This window comes from Burkholderia sp. 10_S31, assembly GCF_056930375.1.
The window spans coordinates 1920748-1938717 of the sequence record NZ_JBXOWK010000003.1 but is presented as its reverse complement, the minus strand read 5'-3'; the positions used below and the strand labels follow the sequence as shown (position 1 = coordinate 1938717).

The following is a 17970-nucleotide window of genomic DNA, read 5'->3' as shown; positions in this document are numbered from 1 at the left end:
GTGCAGCATCGCGGCCGTGCCGTCAGCGTGCCGCGCTCGCCGCCGCGTCGGCGCGCGGCGCGAGCGCGCGCAGCGTTTCCTTGATCGTCGACACGCGGATCGCGAGATCGGGCGAGCGCGTCTCGATGCGCAGCTTGTCCTGGCCCGCGAGCTTGATGTGCCGATGCTTCTGCACCATCTCGATGATGCGCATCGGATCGATCGGCGGATTCGGCTCGAACTGCAGCCCGATCGCGGCCTCGCTCGCGTCGATCTTGACGATGCCGAGCGGCTTCGCGGCCAGCCGCAGCCGGTGCGTCTCGACGAGCGCGTGCGCCTGCGGCGGCAGCTTGCCGAAGCGGTCGATCAGCTCTTCCTGGATGCCGTCGATCGCGTCGCCGTGCTCGCAGTTCGCGAGACGCTTGTACAGCGACAGCCGCTCCTGCACGTCCACGCAGTAGTCGGCCGGCAGGATCGCGGGCGCATGCAGGTTGATTTCCGTCGTCGCGGCGAGCGGGGCGGTGAGGTCGGGCTCCTTGCCGTTCTTCAGCGCCTTCACCGCGTCGTTCAGCATGTCGGTGTACAGCTGGAAGCCGATCTCGTGGATCTCGCCCGACTGCTTGTCGCCGAGCACCTCGCCGGTGCCGCGGATCTCGAGGTCGTGCATCGCGAGATAGAAGCCCGAACCGAGTTCCTCCATCTGCTGGATCGCCTCGAGCCGGCGCTGCGCCTGCTTGGTCAGCGACTGCGGATCGTGGACCAGCAGGTACGCATACGCCTGGTGGTGCGAACGGCCGACGCGGCCGCGCAACTGGTGAAGCTGCGCGAGGCCGAACTTGTCCGCGCGGTGCATGATAATCGTGTTCGCGCTCGGCACGTCGATGCCGGTCTCGATGATGGTCGTGCACAGCAGCACGTTCGCGCGCTGCGCGACGAAATCGCGCATCACGCGTTCAAGCTCGCGCTCGTGCATCTGGCCGTGCGCGATCACGATGCGCGCTTCGGGCACGAGCGTCTCGAGCATCGCCTTGCGGTTCTCGATCGTCTCGACCTCGTTGTGCAGGAAGTACACCTGGCCGCCGCGCTTCAGCTCGCGCAGCATCGCCTCGCGGATCACGCTTTCTTCCTCGCGGCGCACGAAGGTCTTGATCGCGAGCCGTTTCTGCGGCGCGGTCGCGATCACCGAGAAGTCGCGCAGCCCCTCGAGCGCCATCCCGAGCGTACGCGGGATCGGCGTCGCGGTCAGCGTCAGCACGTCGACTTCCGCGCGCAGCGCCTTCAGCGCTTCCTTCTGCCGCACGCCGAAGCGGTGTTCCTCGTCGATGATCACGAGGCCGAGGCGTTTGAACTGCACGTCCGACGACAGCAGCTTGTGCGTGCCGATCACGATGTCGACGCTGCCTTCGTTGATCTGCGCGATCGCCGCGTTGACTTCCTTCGCGGTCTTGAAGCGCGACAGCTCGACGATCCGCACCGGCCAATCGGCGAAGCGGTCGGCGAAGGTCTGCGTGTGCTGCTCGGCGAGCAGCGTGGTCGGCGACAGCAGCGCGACCTGCTTGCCGCCCAGCACCGCGATGAACGCGGCGCGCAGCGCGACCTCGGTCTTGCCGAAGCCGACGTCGCCGCACACAAGGCGGTCCATCGGCTTGCCGCTCGTCATGTCGCCGATCACGGCCGCGATGGCGGCCGCCTGGTCGGGCGTTTCCTCGAAGCCGAAGCTTTCGGCGAACTTCACGTAGTCGCGCGGATCGAGCGAGAACGCGTGGCCTTCGCGGGCCGCGCGGCGCGCGTACAGGTTCAGCAGCTCGGCGGCCGTGTCGCGGATCTGCTGCGCGGCCTTGCGCTTCGCGCGCTCCCACTGGCCCGAGCCGAGCGCGTGCAGCGGCGCGCTGTCCGGATCGGCGCCGCTGTAGCGCGAGATCACGTGCAACTGCGCGACCGGCACGTAGAGCTTGCTGTCGCCCGCGTATTCGAGGTGCAGGAATTCGGTCTCGCCTTCGCCGAGATCCATCGACACGAGACCCATGTAGCGGCCGATGCCGTGCTGCGCATGGACGACTGGGTCGCCGACCTTCAGCTCCGACAGGTCGCGCACCATCGCGTCGACGTTGCTCGCCTGTTCCTGCCGGCGGCGCCCCGCGCGCCGGCCGAGCGCGCCGTACAGCTCGGTTTCGGTGACGATCGCGTAGCCTTCGCCCGGCACCGCGAAGCCGCTCGCGAGCGGTGCGACGCCGAGCGCGAACGGTGCATCGCTTTCGAGCCAGCCCGCGAAGTGGTCGTTCGACGCGGGGCGCAGGTGATGCTCCGCGAGCAGTTGCAGGATCGTTTCGCGGCGGCCGGCCGATTCGACCGTCAGCAGCACGCGCTTGCCCGACGATTCGACGAACGTGCGCAGCGCGGCGAGCGGATCGTCCGCATGGCGATCGACCGTGAGTTCGGGCAGGCCCGTCGCCCAGCCGCCGGCCGGCTGCGCGGGCAGCACGACGCGCGCGAACGGTTTCGCGAACGCGAAGAAATCCTCGTCGGAGAGGAATAGCCGCTGCGGCTCGAGGATCGGCCGCTCGCGGTCGTGCGCGAGGAACGCGTGGCGCTGCTTCGTATCGGCCGTGAAGCGGCGGATCGACGCCTCCAGATCGCCGGCGAACACGAGATGCGCGTCCTGCGGCAGGTAGTGGAACAGCGTGGCCGTCTCGTCGAAGAACAGCGGCAGGTAATACTCGATGCCGGCCGACGGCACGCCGTTGCCGATGTCCTTGTAGATCGGCGCGCGGCTCGGGTCGCCTTCGAAGGTCTCGCGCCAGCGGCTGCGGAACGCCGTGCGCGCGGCTTCGTCGAACGGAAACTCGCGGCCGGGCAGGAGGCGCACGTCGCGCACCGGGTAGAGGCTGCGCTGCGTATCGGGATCGAACGCGCGGATCGAGTCGACCTGGTCGTCGAACAGGTCGATTCGGTACGGCAGCGGCGAGCCCATCGGGTACAGGTCGATCAGCGAGCCGCGCACGCAGTATTCGCCGGGCCGCACGACCTGGCTCACGTGCTCGTAGCCGGCCAGCGTGAGCTGCGCCTTCAGCTTCGCCTCGTCGAGCCGCTCGCCTTGCGCGAACGCGAAGGTGTACGCGGCCATGAACGACGCGGGCGGCATTCGGTACAGCGCGGTGGTCGCGGGCACCAGCAGGATGTCGCAGCGGCCCTCGCCGAGGTCGTGCAGCGTCGCGAGGCGCTCGGATACCAGATCCTGGTGCGGCGAGAACGTGTCGTACGGCAGCGTTTCCCAGTCCGGCAGCAGGCGCACGCGTGCATCGGGCGAGAAGTAGCGGAGTTCCTGCGACAGCCGCTGCGCGTCGACCGCGTTCGCGCAGATCACCGCAAGGAGCGGGACCGCGTCGCGGTTGTCGGCGAGATAGCGGGCGATGGCGAGTGCGTCGGCGGAGCCGTGCGCGCCGTCGAAGGCGAACCGCTGGCCCGGTTTGACGCGGGCGACGGGCGAGGCGAACGGGGTGGAAGCGTTGTCTGGCATAGGGACGGCAGGGGTGGCGGGCACGGGCGCGGCGCGGTGCGCCGGTCGAGACGAAAGACCTATTATAAAATCCGCTTCTCGATTTCATCTTTCCGGCGTTTCCCTTTCGTGACTCCCCGACTTTTCGCCCTGATTCCTTGCGCCGGCACGGGCAGCCGCTCCGGTTCGGCCGTGCCGAAGCAATACCGCACGCTGGCCGGCCGCGCGCTCCTGCATTACACGCTCGCCGCGTTCGATGCGTGCAGCGAATTCGCGCAGACGCTCGTCGTCCTCGCACCCGACGACACGCACTTCGACGCGCGCCGCTTCGCGGGCCTGCGCTTCGCGGTGCGCCGCTGCGGCGGCGGCTCGCGACAGGCTTCAGTGCTGAACGGGCTGCTGGAGCTGGCCGAATTCGGCGCGACCGACCAGGACTGGGTGCTCGTGCACGACGCCGCACGCCCCGGCATCACGCCGGCGCTGATCCGCACGCTGGTCGCGACGCTGAAGGACGATCCGGTCGGCGGCATCGTCGCGCTGCCGGTGGCCGATACGCTCAAGCGCGTGCCGGCCGGCGGCGACGCGATCGCGCGCACCGAGTCGCGCGACGCGCTGTGGCAGGCGCAGACGCCGCAGATGTTCCGCATCGGCATGCTGCGCGACGCGATCCTGCGCGCGCAGCGCGAAGGGCACGACCTGACCGACGAGGCCAGCGCGATCGAATGGGCCGGCCATACGCCACGCGTCGTGCAGGGCAGCCTGCGCAACTTCAAGGTCACATACCCGGAAGATTTCGCGCTCGCGGAAGCGATCCTCGCGCGCCCCGCGAACGCTTCCTGACTTTCTCCTCACATCTCAACCGGAATACGCATGGATTTCAGAATCGGACAAGGCTACGACGTGCACCAGCTCGTCCCGGGGCGCCCCCTCATCATCGGCGGCGTGACGATTCCATACGAGCGCGGCCTGCTCGGCCACTCGGACGCGGACGTGCTGCTGCACGCGATCACCGACGCGCTGTTCGGCGCGGCGGCGCTCGGCGACATCGGCCGCCATTTCTCCGACACCGACGCGGCGTTCAAGGGCGCGGACAGCCGCGTGCTGCTGCGCGAGTGCGTCGCTCGCGTGAAGGCGGCCGGCTTCACGATCCAGAACGTCGACAGCACCGTGATCGCGCAGGCGCCGAAGCTCGCGCCGCATATCGACGGGATGCGCGCGAACATCGCGGCCGATCTCGGGCTGCCGCTCAAGCGCGTGAACGTGAAGGCGAAGACCAACGAGAAGCTCGGCTACCTCGGCCGCGGCGAGGGCATCGAGGCGCAGGCTGCCGCGCTGCTGGTGAAGCAGGGCGCGTGAGCGCCTGATGCCGCCGATGCCGGTTTGACACCGGTTTGACGCCGGTTTGACGCCGGTGTCGGACGCGGTGCGCAGGTCGTGCCGCCGGAATGAAAAAAATGCCACGGGTTTGCGTGGCATTTTTGTTTGGCGGCCCGGGGGCGGCCCGGCCGCGGCGTGGTGCCTGCCGGTGCGGCGTCGAACGCCGCCGCACCGCGCGGCCGCTTACTCGCCTTCGGCGGCGATGACCTGCGCGGCGGCGTTGATCACCGACGCGATGCGGCCGACGTCGCGCAGTTGCGTCGTTGTCATCCCTTGCTCGTTCTTCAGCAGCGCGTAGTGCGACTTCACACAGAAGTGGCACTTGCCGACGATCGACGCGGCGAGCGCGTACATCTCGAACCGGCGCTTGTCGACGCCGCCGTGCGACGCATACGCGCCCATCCGCAGCTCGGCACGCTGCGTCTTCAGGTCGGCGTCGTCGGCCATCTCGACATACGGATACCAGGTGTTGTTCATCCCCATCAGCGCGGCCGCCGTCAGCACGGCGTTCGTCTCTTCGGGCGACAGCACGCCGGCTTCGCGGATCGTCTTCACGAGGATCGTGCTCTTCGCCGCAACAGCCGCCGCCAGCGCGACGCCGACCGCATCGTTGCCTTCGAGCGACGAGCGCGAGATCGTGCCGTCGAGGTTCAGGCGAATATCCTTCGCGTAGTCGGGGATGCGTGCCTTAATCGAGTCGATGAATTCCATTGATATCTCCTATGGGTTGGCCGTTAAAAAAGCCCGCAGGCAGGACGTGCGCCGCGGGCTTCGTGCATCGATGCGCTTACAGCGTTGCGCCGCCGACTGCGCGGTTGCACGGGCACAGTTCGTCCGTTTGCAGGCCGTCCAGAATGCGCAGGACTTCTTCCGGGCTACGGCCGACGTTCAGGTTGTTCACCGAAACGTGCTGGATCGTGTTGTCCGGGTCGACGATGAACGTCGCGCGCAGGGCCACGCCGGCTTCCTTGTCGCGCACGCCGAGCTGGTCGATCAGCTCGCCCTTGACGTCGCCGAACGAGTAGTGGTTCAGCTTGTTCAGGTCCTTGTGCTCACGGCGCCATGCGAGCTTGACGAATTCGTTGTCCGAGCTGCCGCCGAGCAGGACGGCGTCGCGCTCTTCGAACTGCTTCGTGAGCTTCGCGAACTCGACGATTTCCGTCGGGCACACGAACGTGAAATCCTTCGGATAGAAGTAGATGATCTTCCACTTGCCCGGGAACGACGCTTCGGTGACGGTCTCGAACGCCGACTGGCCGTTTTCCTCGTGGTTGTTGAAGCCCGGCTTCGCGGCTACGACGGTGAATGCTTCGAGTTTATCGCCCACGGTTTTCATGCGGATACTCCTGTATGAGTTGGGAAGAAGACTGAGTCAAGCTACCTCGGTGCTGCAACGTTGATGTGACAGCATGGGGCAGACTTTAACACTATTAGCAAGACGCTTCAATAGATTTTGGCTAACAAGCCTCATAGTTTTTTTCAACCGCGGCGATAGTGTGACCCGCAAGAAGCGTGCGCGAACGCGTCACGCCGTCGCACGCGCCTTGCCGGCGCCGGGGAATTCGAGGGTGACTTCGAGGCCCGCTTCGGGGTTGCGGTTGCGCAGGCGCAGCGCGCCGCGATAGCGGCCGACGAGGCGCAGCACGATCGCCATGCCGAGCCCCGTGCCGTCCGCCTTGGTGCGCGCCGTGTCGACGCGGTAGAACGGCCGCATCACGAGCGGCAACTGATCCTCGGGAATGCCGGGACCTTCGTCGCTCACCGACAGCTCGACGCGCGCGTGCGTCACGCGCGTCTCGAGCGTGATGCGCGACACGCCGTCCTGCCGGCTCTGGCCGTATTTGCGCGCGTTCTCGACGAGGTTGCCGATCACGCGGCGCATGTCGGTTTCGTCGGCTTCGATCACCGCGCTCGGCGCGAGCCGCGTGCGGATCTCGACGCCGTCCTCGCCCGATACGCGCGCGGCGACTTCCTGCGCGATCGACGACAGGTCGACCGGCTCCGGCTTGCGCTGGGTCGGCCGCGCGTAATCGATGAAGGCCGCGATGATGCGGTCCATCTGTTCGATGTCGTCGACCATCGCGTCCTTGGTCGCCTGGTCGGATGGACTCATCTCGGTCTCGAGCCGCAGCCGCGCGAGCGGCGTGCGCAGGTCGTGCGAGATGCCCGCGAGCATCAGCGCGCGATCGGCCTCGAGCTGTTCGAGGTCGCGCACCATCTGGTTGAAGCTGCGGTTGGTGTCGGCCGCGACGCCCATCCCGCGCTCGGGCAGCGGCTCCGGCGCCTGGCCGGAACCGACCTGGCGGGCGGCGAGCGCGAGCCGCGAGAACGGCCGGTTCACGAGGCTCGTGATGAACGCGGAGCCGAACAGCGACAGTGCGAGCGCGAACAGGCCCCAGCCGGCCCACTGCAGGCCCGTGACGTTGTCGAGCTGGTCGCGATCGAGCGCGACCCAGTAATCGTCGTCGTCGATCTTGAAGCTGATCCACACGCCGGGGATGTCGTTGACCGACTGCGCGATCACGGTATCGTCGCCGAGGCGGCTGCGGATGTCGTGTTCGATCAGGCGGTTCAGCGATTCGTCGGGCTGCAGCTTGAACTTGTCGGTTTTCTCGCGCGGGTAAACGCGCACGCCCTCGTTGCTCTCGAGATCCTGCAGCAGCGCGCGCCGCAAATCGGGATCGGAATAGAGCAGGGCGGTGCGCGTGAGCTTCACGATCGCGACGAGCTGCAGCGCGACGCGCTGCGCGCGCGGCTCGCGCTCGATCACGCGAAAGCTCTGGAACCACGCGGCGAGACTGACCGAGATCAGCAGCGCGATCAGCAGGAAGGTGCGCCAGAACAGCCCGCCGAACGCGAGCTGCAGGAGGCGCCGGTCGATACGCATGGGACGGGCCGTGGACGGGCGAAACCGGAAAGGAAAAAGATCAGGCGGCGCCGTCCGGGATGAACACGTAGCCGAGGCCCCAGACGGTCTGGATGAAGCGCGGGCTGCCCGGATCCGGTTCGATCAGCTTGCGCAGGCGCGAGATTTGCACGTCGAGGCTGCGGTCGAACACTTCGTATTCACGGCCGCGCGCGAGTTCCATCAGCTTCTCGCGCGACAGCGGCTGGCGCGGATGGCGCGCGAACACCTTCAGCACCGAGAATTCGCCGGTCGTCAGAGGAATTTCCTGGCCCGACTTCGTCAGCGTGCGCGTGGCGAGGTTCAGCGAGAACTCGCCGAACTCGAACACCTCGGTCGTTTCCGACGGCGCGCCCGGCAGTTCGGCCGGCGCCTGGCGGCGCAGCACCGCGTGAATCCGCGCGACGAGTTCGCGCGGGTTGAACGGCTTCGGCAGGTAGTCGTCGGCGCCCATCTCGAGGCCGACGATGCGATCGACATCCTCGCCCTTCGCGGTGAGCATGATGATCGGCGTGCGGTCGTTGCTGCCGCGCAGGCGGCGGCAGATCGACAGGCCGTCTTCGCCCGGCAGCATCAGGTCGAGCACGAGCAGGTCGAAACGCTCGCGCACCCAGAGCTTGTTCATCGCGGTCGCGTTCTCCGCGACGTATACGTTGAAACCCTGCTCGCCGAGATAGCGGCGCAGCAGATCGCGCAGGCGCGGGTCGTCGTCAACGACGAGAATCTTGGAGGGGTTTTTCGTTTCCATGAGCGGCATCTTATCGCGAATGGGAAATCACGCACGGTTGCGTATTTTCGTGCGTAACAGTCCGTTACAAAATTTACCCGTAGTGCCGTGCGGAGTAAAGGCAGGCTATAGAGATTCCTTTACTCGAAGCCGAAATTCGGTAGATACTCCCCTGCACTCCATCTTTCATCTTTGTACACCCGAATTCCGCAGGGTTTTTCAAGTACCAGAGGTAACCGGTTGCCGCGTGACGAAGGGAACAAATCGACCAAAGAAGCGAGGACGGTCATGCGATCTGCCCGGATTGCACTGATGCTGACGATCGCACTTGCCGGTCCATATGCGTCGAACTTCGCGTATGCGCAGCGCCCCGAGCAGGGCGCATCGTCGCGCAAGCTGCTGCGCGGCAAAGTGCCGCAGTCCGACCGCGCCGCCGACATGGCGGTCCGTTCCGCCGTGCCTCCCGATCTCGAACAGCACCGCCGCGACGGGCACATGACGCCCGAGGAGCGCCACCTGCTGCGCCAGCACATCGAGGACGCCGTCCGCGAACTGTACAAGCGCTGACACGCACGCGCCTTCGCACGGCGCGGGAAGATTCCGTAGCAATTTTTCCGTCAACTTTCGCATGCGTGCTGCCGTTGAACCGGCATCCGCACCGCCGGTGCGTTCCGGGAGTCCACGACGATGAAAGCGAACGCTGCCGCCCCGGCACCGCCCGCGATGCAGGCGCCGCTCGACGCCGACGATGCGCTGTTCTTCCTGAGCCGTACCGGCTTTTCTCCCGCTCCGGCCGAGGTCGTCCGCATCGTCGGCATGACACGTGCGCAAGCCGTGGCCGATGCGCTCGGCAACGTGCGCCGCGACCCCGTGACGACCTGGCCCGACTGGCTCGCCGAGCTGCCGCCGACCCGCGCGCAGCGTCAGGCTCTCACACCCGACATGCGGCGCGACGAGCAGCGCGAGCGCAATCGCCGCTACGACGCGTTGCGCGCGGCATGGATCAACGAGATGGTCGCGACGTCGTCGCCGCTCACCGAGCGCATGACGCTGTTCTGGCACGGGCACTTCACGTCCGGGCAGGACAAGGTTCCGTACCCGCAGACGATGGCCGTGCAGAACGCGCTGTTTCGCCGCGAGGCGCTCGGCAACTTCGGCACGCTGCTGCATGCGGTCGCGAAGGATCCGGCGATGCTTCAGTATCTCGACGGCGCGAGCAACCGCAAGGGACGCCCGAACGAGAATTTCGCGCGCGAGGTGATGGAGCTGTTCACGCTCGGCGAAGGGCAATACACCCAGCACGACGTGACGGAAGCCGCGCGCGCGATGACCGGCTGGAGCGTCGATCCCGATACGCTGCGCTTCGTGGTGCGGCCCGAATGGCACGACGCGGGCGACAAGACGATTCTCGGCGAGACCGGCACGTTCGACGGCGACGGGTTGCTCGACATCCTGCTGAAGCGGCCCGACACCGCGCGCTTCATCGCGGGCAAGCTGTGGCGCGAGTTCGTGTCCGATACGCCCGACACCGGGGCGCTCGATGTCGTGGCCGAACGGTTTCGCGCGAGCGGTTACGACATACGCGCGGCGCTTGCCGCGCTATGGTCGACCGACGAATTCTGGGATCCGCGCAATCGCGGCGTGCTCGTCAAGTCGCCAGCCGAGTTCGTCGTCGGGTCGGTGCGGCTGTTCGACATCGCTTACGGTGATCCGCAGATGCTCGCGAACACCGTGCGCACGCTCGGGCAGAACCTGTTCTATCCGCCGAACGTGAAGGGCTGGCCGGGAGGCGCGATGTGGATCAACAGCACGACGCTGCTCGCGCGCAAGCAGTTCGTCGAGCAGGTGTTCCGCGCGACCGAGACGGCCGGCATGCGGGCACCCGCGCGCGCGATGGCGGCGCCGTTGCCGAATGCGCGTGCGCATGCGATGCGGGTTGCGGACGCCGCGTCCGGTGCCGGCATGCCCGGTGCCGGCATGCGCCGCGCGCCGGCCAGGCCCGCGCGCGGCGGCCTGCGATTCGACCTCGAACGCTGGCTCGCGCAGTATCATGCGCGCCCGCAGGCGATTGCCGGATTGTCCACCGAGCTTCAACTGCAGCACGCGGTGCTGCCGGTGTCGCCGGTCGCGGCGATCGATACGGACTCGACCGGCAGCGCGTATCTCGAGGCGTTGCTGATGGATCCGGCCTATCAACTGAAATGACTGAAACGACGACGAGCAGGCACGCTGCAGCGGTGGCGATACCGCACGGCGAACCGAAGGATGCGCGATGAACCGACGTGATTTTCTGACGCTGACGGGCGCCGCGGCCGCGGCGGGCGTGTCGTTGTGGCAGCCGCCCGCGCGGGCCGCATCGACGGCCGCGGCGGGGCGGCAGCCCGCGGCTGGCTATGCGAACGTGCTGATCCTCGTCGAACTGAAGGGCGGTAACGACGGCCTCAACACGGTGGTGCCGTATGCGGATCCGCTCTACTACCAGTTCCGCCGCAGCATCGGCATCAAGCGCGGCCAGGTGCTGCAGCTCGACGCGCATGCGGGGCTGCATCCGTCGCTCGCGCCGCTGATGCCGCTGTGGCGCGACGGGCAGGTCGCGATCGTGCAGGGTGTCGGCTATCCGCAGCCGAATCTGTCGCATTTCCGTTCGATCGAGATCTGGGATACCGCGTCGCGCTCGGATCAGTACCTGCACGAAGGCTGGCTCACGCGCACGTTCGTACAGGCGCCGGTGCCGCCGGGCTTTGCGGCGGACGGCGTCGTGCTCGGCAGCGCCGAGATGGGGCCCCTCGCGAACGGCGCGCGCGCGATTGCGCTTGTCAATCCCGCACAGTTCATCCGCGCGGCGCGGCTGGCCGAGCCGTCGTCGCTGCGCGAGCGGAACCCTGCGCTCGCGCACATCATCGACGTCGAGAACGACATCGTGAAGGCGGCAGACCGGCTGCGCCCCCGTGGCGGGATGCGCGAGTTCCGGACGGCCTTTCCGGCCGGTACGTTCGGGACGTCGGTGAAGACCGCGATGCAGGTGCTCGCGGCATGCGAAGCGTCGGGGCCCGGCGCGCAGGACGGCGTCGCGGTGCTGCGGCTCACGCTCAACGGATTCGACACGCACCAGAACCAGCCGGGACAGCAGGCTGCGCTGCTCAAGCAGTTCGCGGAAGGGATGAGCGCGATGCGCGGCGCGCTGATCGAACTCGGGCGCTGGAACCAGACGCTCGTGATGACGTATGCGGAATTCGGGCGGCGCGTGCGCGAAAACCAGAGCAACGGCACCGATCACGGGACCGCCGCGCCGCACTTCGTGATGGGCGGCCGCGTGGCTGGCGGGCTGTACGGTGCGGTGCCCGCGCTCGGGCGGCTCGACGGCAACGGCAACCTGCCGGTCGCGGTCGATTTTCGCCAGCTTTATGCGACCGTGCTCGGGCCATGGTGGGGGCTCGATGCGACGCGCGTGCTGCAGCAGCGCTTCGACACGCTGCCGCTGCTGAAGGCGTGATGTCGTACGCGCGGTACGGTGCGGGTCAGTGGCGGCGAGCGGCGCGCCACGCGATCCACAGCTTGCGGATCGGCGTCAGCGCGATGCGCTGGTGCAGCACTTGGTAACCGTCGCGCTCGATTTCGTCGAGCAGCGCGCCGGCCAGTGCGATCTGCGCGCGCAGCGTGCGTTGCGCGCGGCGTTCGGAAGCGGGGATCGCTGCTTCGGCGGCGGCGAGCGCTTCGCGCGCGCGGGCCGTCTGAAACTGCAACAGCTCCGTGAAGGCCGGGCTGTAGCGGCGGTTCAGCAGATCGGCCGCGGTCACGTTGTAGCGTTGCAGTTCGTCGATCGGCAGATAGATGCGGCCATGGCGCGCATCGTTGCCGAGTTCCTGCACGAATTGCGCGAGCATCAGCGCGTGGCCGGCATCCGCCGCCCACGGCTGCGGATCGGTCGGGTTGGTGGCGCTCGCGCGTGCGACCAGCGACGCGAAGGTGCCGCCGACCTGTGCGATGTAGCGCTGCAGGTTCGCGAAATCCAGGTAGCGCGCCTGTTCGAGATCCATCCCGTAACCATTGACGAGCGTGCGCAGCGCGTCGGCTTCGGCGGCGATCGCCGGGTGGTGCTGCGCGAGCGCCTTCGTGACCGGGTGCGACGGTTCGCCGGCAGCGAGCGCCGCGAGTTCCTTGTGCCACCACGCGAGCTTCGTGTGTCCGACGGTCGGGTCGCTGGTTTCCTTGACGGTTTCCTCGAGTTCACGGCGCAGCGCGAACAGGGCGGTCAGGCGCGGTTCGGCGGCGAGCGGCGCCTGGCGCAGCGCGTAGTAGACGCTGGAGCCCGCGGGGGCGGCCTTTTGCTGACAGTAGTCGTCGAAGTTCACGGGTGGGATCGTGGCGGAGGCGGGTTCGGGGCGCGCGCCGGCGCGTGGCCGGCACGTCGAGCGCGGCATTCTAGCACCGCTGTCCGGCAGGTGCCGGGCGGGGCGAGACAATGTTGTACAGATCAGGTAGAATCTCGCGCTCGCCTGATCGGGCGTGCCGGTTTTCGGGTCGGCATGAAGTCCCGGGAAGTCCCGGGCGCGTGGAGAACGCATCTTGCGTGCCGCGCGGTCAGGCGACAGAAATGCGCGTGAGTGGCGAAATTGGTAGACGCACCAGGTTTAGGTCCTGACGCCCGCAAGGGTGTGCCGGTTCGAGTCCGGCCTCACGCACCAACTCAAGTTCCGGTTTGTTCCCGAGAACTCTTGAAACCCGCGATAGCTAAAGGCTTCGCGGGTTTTTTCATTCAGCGATGTTCCGGTCATTACCGGTTGAAGCTGGGGGCAAGTTGGGGCAACATTGGGGATAACATAGAAGTGCGTCCCGTCCCAGTCATGGAGTTGCCCCCATGCCGCTGACCGATACCGCTATCAAGAATGCCAAGCCTGCCGCGAAGCCTACGCGCTTGTTCGACGGTGGCGGCTTGTACCTGGAAATTTCTCCTGCTGGCGGGAAGTGGTGGCGATTGAAGTACCGCTTCGGCGGCAAGGAAAAGCGGATTTCTCTTGGGGTCTATCCCGATGTCTCGCTACAAACGGCGCGCAAGCGACGCGCCGAGGCCCGCGAGCGTCTCGCGGCAGGGACTGATCCGGGAGAGGTGAAGAAGGCGGACAAGCGCGCCGCCAAGCTGGCAGCGTCGAATTCATTCGAGGCTGTCGCGCTCGCTTGGATGGAGGAGCGCCGCGTTTCGGTCGAACTCGCGCAGTACGAAAAGACGCTGGCGCGGTTCAGGAATGACGTGTTCCCGTGGATCGGCAAGCGGCCAATCGCCGAGATCGATGCGCCGGAGGTGCTTACGCTGCTCAAGCGTATTGATTCGCGAGGCGCGCGCTATACGGCTTATCGAGTACGTGCGGAACTCAGTCAGGCGTTCCGATATGGCATCAAGGAAGGTTACTGTAAGGCCGATCCGGCACGTGACCTGCTCGGAGCAATTCCATCGACACGCACGATTCACTTCGCCTCTATCACCGAGCCGATCAAGGTGGGTGAAATGCTACGCGCGTTCGATGGCTTCACCGGTACTTTTCCCGTTCTCTGCGCGCTCAAACTGGCCCCTCTGCTGTTCGTACGCCCCGGTGAGCTGCGGAAGGCTGAATGGTCGCAACTCGATCTTGACAAGGCCGAGTGGCGTTATCTCGTCACGAAGACGAAGACCGATCATCTCGTACCGCTTGCGACTCAGGCGGTCGCGATTCTCCGCGAGTTGCACTCGCTGACCGGAGGCGGTCGCTACTTGTTTCCTGGCGCGCGCGATCGGAATCGCCCGATGAGCGATGCCGCTATCAATGCCGCGCTGCGTCGACTCGGCTACGACACACGTACAGAAATAACGGGACACGGATTTCGCGCGATGGCCAGAACGATCCTCCATGAGGAACTTGAGCAGAAGCCGGAAGTGATCGAGCATCAACTCGCGCACGCGGTTCCTGATGTGCTCGGCGGCGCATATAACCGGACGCGGTTCATCAAAGAACGCCGGGCGATGATGCAGAAGTGGGCCGACTACCTCGACCGGCTCAAGCAAGGCCCGGTGGCCGCCGTTTCTTAGGGATGCGCACTCGCCCAATTCGCGGCTGCCTCGATAGCCGATAGCCGTGGCGCCGAATGTTGACGTTGGCGTCCAGGGACCAACTTCCATTGTCGACCGAGGCTGTGTGAAAACGCGAAACTGCTCGTTTGTCCGGCCTCGCTTCACCCTTCCCAAGCTGCCGCCAAGCCAATACAGGGCGATCTGATGCGTCAAGTTTTTCGAGCGCAGCGTTCGGTGTTCGTTTTGACACGGGCGAGACGGTCGTGCCGGTATCGGAGCTGGCGGCAGTCATCAAGGAAATCAAGGGCTGAAACGGCTCGGAAAGAAGACCCCGGAGATGGGCTGCTGTGGGACGTGTTCATCGTGATGAGCGGTCTGGCGAAGGGTAGGTTGACTACGCATTGCCGGTAGGGTTTCCGTGGTGGAAGATGCGCATGGCCTCCTCACTAGAGCCGGCCATCTTCTGGCTGTGGACTCGGGATGGACATCAAGCACCTACAATTGTTTTTCGACATTGTCGAGGCGGGTAGTCTCAGCAAGGTTTGTGCATCGCGGGGGATCGCCCAGTCTGCACTCAGCAAGCACATTGCCGCCTTGGAAAACGAGATTGGGGCGAAGCTGTTCTATCGCACCGGTCGAGGCGTCGTTTTGACCGAGTTCGGGCAGTCCATGATGCCGCGTGTGAGGTCGCTGCTAGGTGAGTTCGAACTGCTGGCAAGCGAGGTGAGGGACCAATCGAACGTGCCGAGCGGTCCGGTGCGGCTCGCGCTGCAGTCATCCATCACCCAGCAGATCGTTGGTCCGCTATTTCAACACGTGCGCGCAGACTTTCCGAAGATCGACCTGCGCTTGATGGAAGGGTTCGCAGGCAACATTGAAGAGGCGCTGGCCAACGGGCGCGCAGACGTCGGTGTCTTTTCTCGATACGGAGATCGCATCCACAAGATCGATGAAGCGCTCGTGACGGATGAACTCTATTTGATTGCCCGCGCCGGGGATCCCGTTGTGGGTAAGCCCAACTGCAGGTTCGCCGACGTGGCCGGTTTGCCGCTAGTGCTGCCGGGCGCGCCGGACGGATTTCACATGATGCTGCTGGACGAGGCGAAGAAAGCCGGCGTGCATCTGAATACCCAGATAGAAGTCGATTCGCTCACGGCCATGCGCGAGATCGTGGCGAACGGTGCCGCCTACACTATCCTCACCCGTCAGGCAGTGAGCGTCGAGATGCAGTTGGGGAGGATTCAAGTCAGCCGCATCACCGATCCGGTTTTAACGCGCACGCTGGTGCTTGCGGTCAGCACGCAGCGCCCGCTGACGCACGCCAGTCGAACCGTCATAGGCCTTATCCGGAAGCTGACGCAGCGCGAGACCTGAGCCGCGCCAGCGAGCGTGATGGCGGCCGGCCCTTCGGGAGTGGCCGCCGTCGCAACCCATGAGTCAGGGGACAGCGATTGAGGGTTCGGCGGTCTTTCGCTTCTGCAACAGATCGAGCGCCACGTCGACGATCATGTCTTCCTGGCCGCCCACCATGCGTCGCTTGCCAAGTTCGACCAAGATGTCTACTGCCTTGATGCCGTACTTGGCGGCCGCTGCTTCGGAGTGCCGGAGAAAACTGGAGTAAACACCGGCGTAGCCTAGCGCGAGCGTTTCGCGATCCACGCGCACGGGCCGATCCTGCAGCGGTCGCACCAGGTCTTCCGCCGCGTCCATCAGACGGAACAGGTCGCAGCCATGGTTCCAGCCGAGCCGGTCGGCGGCGGCGATGAACACTTCGAGCGGCGCGTTGCCCGCACCGGCACCCATGCCGGCCAGGCTGGCGTCGACACGGTCGCAACCTTCTTCGACGGCCACGATGGAGTTCGCCACGCCCAGCGACAGATTGTGGTGCGCGTGGATGCCCACCTGCGTTTCAGTGTTGAGTGTGTCCTTGAACGCGCGTATGCGATGTCGGACATCTTCCATGCCGAGCGCGCCACCGGAGTCGACCACGTAGCAGCAGGTCGCTCCATAGCTCTCCATGAGCTTGGCCTGGGCGGCCAGCTTGGCCGGGGTCGTCATATGGCTCATCATCAGGAAGCCGATCGCCTCCATGCCCAGCGCGCGCGCCGTCTCGATGTGCTGCTTGGCGACATCGGCCTCGGTGCAGTGCGTAGCGATTCGCACGATTCTGGCACCTGCGCGATATGCGGCTTTGAGATCATGCACGGTGCCGATGCCCGGCAGCAGCAGGGTCGTGATCTTGGCTTGCCGCACGACATCGGCCACGGCCTCAATCCATTCCAGATCGGTGTGCGCACCGAAACCGTAGTTGAAGCTCGACCCCTGGAGCCCATCCCCGTGGGCGACCTCGATCGAATCGACGCCGGCGGCATCGAGCGCCTCGGCAATCGCCTTGACCTGCTCGATACTATATTGGTGACGAATCGCATGGCTGCCGTCGCGCAATGTGACGTCGGAAACGTAGATTTTCTTGCTCACGTTCAACTCCTTCAAATAGCGGCGACGTCGCTGTCGACCATGCGCTGGGCAATGCGTTCGGCGGTCGACAGGGCGGCGCTAGTCATGATGTCCAGATTGCCGGCGTAGGCCGGCAGATAGTGGGCTGCGCCCTCGACTTCCAGCAGCACGGTGGTCTTCAAGCCGCTAATGCGCCCCAGGCCCGGGACATTCAGATCGTGCACGTGGTCGAACTGCACGTCCTGCTTGAGCCGATACCCAGGGACGTAGCGTTGCACAGCGGTCACCATGTCTTGCACGGACTGGGCAACGCGTGCCTCGTCGACCTGCTCGCTCAGGGTGTAGACGGTATCGCGCATCATCAGCGGCGGTTCGGCGGGGTTGAGCACGATGATGGCTTTGCCGCGCTCGGCGCCGCCTACGGTCTGGATGGCTCTGGTGGTGGTCTCGGTAAATTCGTCAATGTTGGCGCGAGTGCCGGGGCCGGCAGATCGGCTGGCGATACTCGCCACGATCTCCGCATAGCGCACCTTGGCCACGCGCGACACGGCCGCGACGATGGGAATGGTCGCCTGACCACCGCACGTGACCATATTGACGTTGGGCGCGTCCAGGCAGTACTCGCCGTTGACTACCGGCACGCAATAGGGGCCGATGGCCGCCGGGGTCAGGTCCACCATGCGTATGGTCGGCTTTCGCTCGCGCAGGAAGCGATCATTGACGATGTGGGCGGCGGCGCTGGTGGCGTCGAACACGAGATCGACGGCTTCGAAGGCAGGCAGGCGTGTCAGCCCTTCGACGCCCTCATGCGTGACCGCTATGCCGAGGCGTGCAGCACGCGCCAATCCTTCCGAGCACGGGTCGATGCCGACCATGGCGGCGAGTTCCACATGTTTCGCATGCCGCATGATCTTGATCATGAGGTCGGTGCCGATATTGCCGCTGCCAATGATGGCGGCCTTGATCTTGTTGCTTGACATGACGTG

General features: G+C 65.9%; 15 protein-coding genes and 1 tRNA gene. 8 read left to right on the top strand and 8 right to left on the bottom strand.

Annotated features, from left to right (window positions below; translation table 11 throughout):
• Positions 1-22: 22 nt before the first annotated feature.
• Positions 23-3496 (bottom strand): transcription-repair coupling factor, encoded by a 3474-nt coding sequence (mfd, locus tag AC1Z3W_RS29190; RefSeq protein ID WP_124833144.1) that lies wholly within the window; start codon positions 3494-3496, stop codon positions 23-25.
• 108 nt (positions 3497-3604) lie between these two features.
• Between mfd and ispD the strand changes: the two genes are divergently transcribed.
• A complete protein-coding gene (gene ispD, locus AC1Z3W_RS29185) occupies positions 3605-4315 on the top strand; it encodes a 2-C-methyl-D-erythritol 4-phosphate cytidylyltransferase (RefSeq protein WP_057925368.1) in 711 nt (236 codons plus the stop codon).
• A 30-nt stretch (positions 4316-4345) separates the two neighbouring features.
• A complete protein-coding gene (ispF, locus tag AC1Z3W_RS29180) occupies positions 4346-4831 on the top strand; it encodes a 2-C-methyl-D-erythritol 2,4-cyclodiphosphate synthase (RefSeq protein WP_483509029.1) in 486 nt (161 codons plus the stop codon).
• Positions 4832-5035: 204 nt separating this feature from the next.
• Here the strand turns inward: ispF and AC1Z3W_RS29175 are convergent, their stop codons facing one another.
• The 4 genes from AC1Z3W_RS29175 to ompR form a co-directional block, all read right to left on the bottom strand.
• Positions 5036-5563, bottom strand: coding sequence for a carboxymuconolactone decarboxylase family protein (locus AC1Z3W_RS29175; protein WP_057925366.1), 528 nt, complete (start codon positions 5561-5563; stop codon positions 5036-5038).
• Between the two features lie 76 nt (positions 5564-5639).
• Positions 5640-6188, bottom strand: a complete 549-nt coding sequence (locus AC1Z3W_RS29170; protein WP_031399305.1) for a peroxiredoxin — start codon at positions 6186-6188, stop codon at positions 5640-5642.
• A gap of 189 nt (positions 6189-6377) precedes the next feature.
• The gene (locus AC1Z3W_RS29165) at positions 6378-7739 is read right to left on the bottom strand and encodes an ATP-binding protein (protein WP_057925365.1); all 1362 of its coding nucleotides are present in this window, start codon (positions 7737-7739) and stop codon (positions 6378-6380) included.
• A 40-nt stretch (positions 7740-7779) separates the two neighbouring features.
• On the bottom strand, positions 7780-8514 hold the full coding sequence (gene ompR, locus AC1Z3W_RS29160) for an osmolarity response regulator transcription factor OmpR (protein ID WP_004192636.1): 735 nt from the start codon (positions 8512-8514) through the stop codon (positions 7780-7782).
• 258 nt (positions 8515-8772) lie between these two features.
• Here ompR and AC1Z3W_RS29155 point away from each other — a divergent pair, with 258 nt between their 5' ends.
• The 3 genes from AC1Z3W_RS29155 (at position 8773) to AC1Z3W_RS29145 (ending at position 11977) form a co-directional block, all read left to right on the top strand.
• Positions 8773-9051 (top strand): hypothetical protein, encoded by a 279-nt coding sequence (locus AC1Z3W_RS29155; protein ID WP_057925364.1) that lies wholly within the window; start codon positions 8773-8775, stop codon positions 9049-9051.
• A 120-nt stretch (positions 9052-9171) separates the two neighbouring features.
• Entirely contained in the window at positions 9172-10689 is a 1518-nt protein-coding gene (locus tag AC1Z3W_RS29150; RefSeq protein ID WP_483509027.1) for a DUF1800 domain-containing protein, read from the top strand.
• A 67-nt stretch (positions 10690-10756) separates the two neighbouring features.
• Positions 10757-11977, top strand: coding sequence for a DUF1501 domain-containing protein (locus tag AC1Z3W_RS29145; RefSeq protein WP_483509026.1), 1221 nt, complete (start codon positions 10757-10759; stop codon positions 11975-11977).
• Positions 11978-12002: 25 nt separating this feature from the next.
• On the opposite strand, the gene hpnD is transcribed toward AC1Z3W_RS29145, so the two are convergent.
• Positions 12003-12836, bottom strand: coding sequence for a presqualene diphosphate synthase HpnD (gene hpnD, locus AC1Z3W_RS29140; protein ID WP_057925361.1), 834 nt, complete (start codon positions 12834-12836; stop codon positions 12003-12005).
• A gap of 246 nt (positions 12837-13082) precedes the next feature.
• Here hpnD and AC1Z3W_RS29135 point away from each other — a divergent pair.
• From AC1Z3W_RS29135 to AC1Z3W_RS29125, 3 genes are all read left to right on the top strand, one after another.
• Positions 13083-13169: transfer RNA gene (locus tag AC1Z3W_RS29135), tRNA-Leu, on the top strand.
• Positions 13170-13342: 173 nt separating this feature from the next.
• Entirely contained in the window at positions 13343-14545 is a 1203-nt protein-coding gene (locus AC1Z3W_RS29130) for a tyrosine-type recombinase/integrase (protein ID WP_483509025.1), read from the top strand.
• A gap of 462 nt (positions 14546-15007) precedes the next feature.
• Positions 15008-15901, top strand: coding sequence for a LysR family transcriptional regulator (locus tag AC1Z3W_RS29125; RefSeq protein WP_057925359.1), 894 nt, complete (start codon positions 15008-15010; stop codon positions 15899-15901).
• Positions 15902-15964: 63 nt separating this feature from the next.
• Here the strand turns inward: AC1Z3W_RS29125 and dmpG are convergent, their stop codons facing one another.
• Both dmpG and AC1Z3W_RS29115 read right to left on the bottom strand, forming a co-directional pair.
• Complete coding sequence (dmpG, locus tag AC1Z3W_RS29120) at positions 15965-17005, bottom strand: 4-hydroxy-2-oxovalerate aldolase (RefSeq protein WP_483509024.1); 1041 nt, start codon at positions 17003-17005, stop codon at positions 15965-15967.
• Between the two features lie 11 nt (positions 17006-17016).
• Positions 17017-17964, bottom strand: a complete 948-nt coding sequence (locus AC1Z3W_RS29115) for an acetaldehyde dehydrogenase (acetylating) (protein ID WP_057925358.1) — start codon at positions 17962-17964, stop codon at positions 17017-17019.
• Positions 17965-17970: the final 6 nt, after the last annotated feature.

Bases quoted from the DNA above. Each gene is read 5' to 3' on its own strand.
- ompR (WP_004192636.1), bottom strand. From the start codon at position 8,514: ATGCCGCTCATGGAAACGAAAAACCCCTCCAAGATTCTCGTCGTTGAC.
- AC1Z3W_RS29175 (WP_057925366.1), bottom strand. From the start codon at position 5,563: ATGGAATTCATCGACTCGATTAAGGCACGCATCCCCGACTACGCGAAG.
- AC1Z3W_RS29150 (WP_483509027.1), top strand. From the start codon at position 9,172: ATGAAAGCGAACGCTGCCGCCCCGGCACCGCCCGCGATGCAGGCGCCG.
- AC1Z3W_RS29145 (WP_483509026.1), top strand. From the start codon at position 10,757: ATGAACCGACGTGATTTTCTGACGCTGACGGGCGCCGCGGCCGCGGCG.
- AC1Z3W_RS29165 (WP_057925365.1), bottom strand. From the start codon at position 7,739: ATGCGTATCGACCGGCGCCTCCTGCAGCTCGCGTTCGGCGGGCTGTTC.
- AC1Z3W_RS29125 (WP_057925359.1), top strand. From the start codon at position 15,008: ATGGACATCAAGCACCTACAATTGTTTTTCGACATTGTCGAGGCGGGT.
- ispF (WP_483509029.1), top strand. From the start codon at position 4,346: ATGGATTTCAGAATCGGACAAGGCTACGACGTGCACCAGCTCGTCCCG.
- AC1Z3W_RS29155 (WP_057925364.1), top strand. From the start codon at position 8,773: ATGCGATCTGCCCGGATTGCACTGATGCTGACGATCGCACTTGCCGGT.
- AC1Z3W_RS29115 (WP_057925358.1), bottom strand. From the start codon at position 17,964: ATGTCAAGCAACAAGATCAAGGCCGCCATCATTGGCAGCGGCAATATC.
- mfd (WP_124833144.1), bottom strand. From the start codon at position 3,496: ATGCCAGACAACGCTTCCACCCCGTTCGCCTCGCCCGTCGCCCGCGTC.
- AC1Z3W_RS29130 (WP_483509025.1), top strand. From the start codon at position 13,343: ATGCCGCTGACCGATACCGCTATCAAGAATGCCAAGCCTGCCGCGAAG.
- AC1Z3W_RS29170 (WP_031399305.1), bottom strand. From the start codon at position 6,188: ATGAAAACCGTGGGCGATAAACTCGAAGCATTCACCGTCGTAGCCGCG.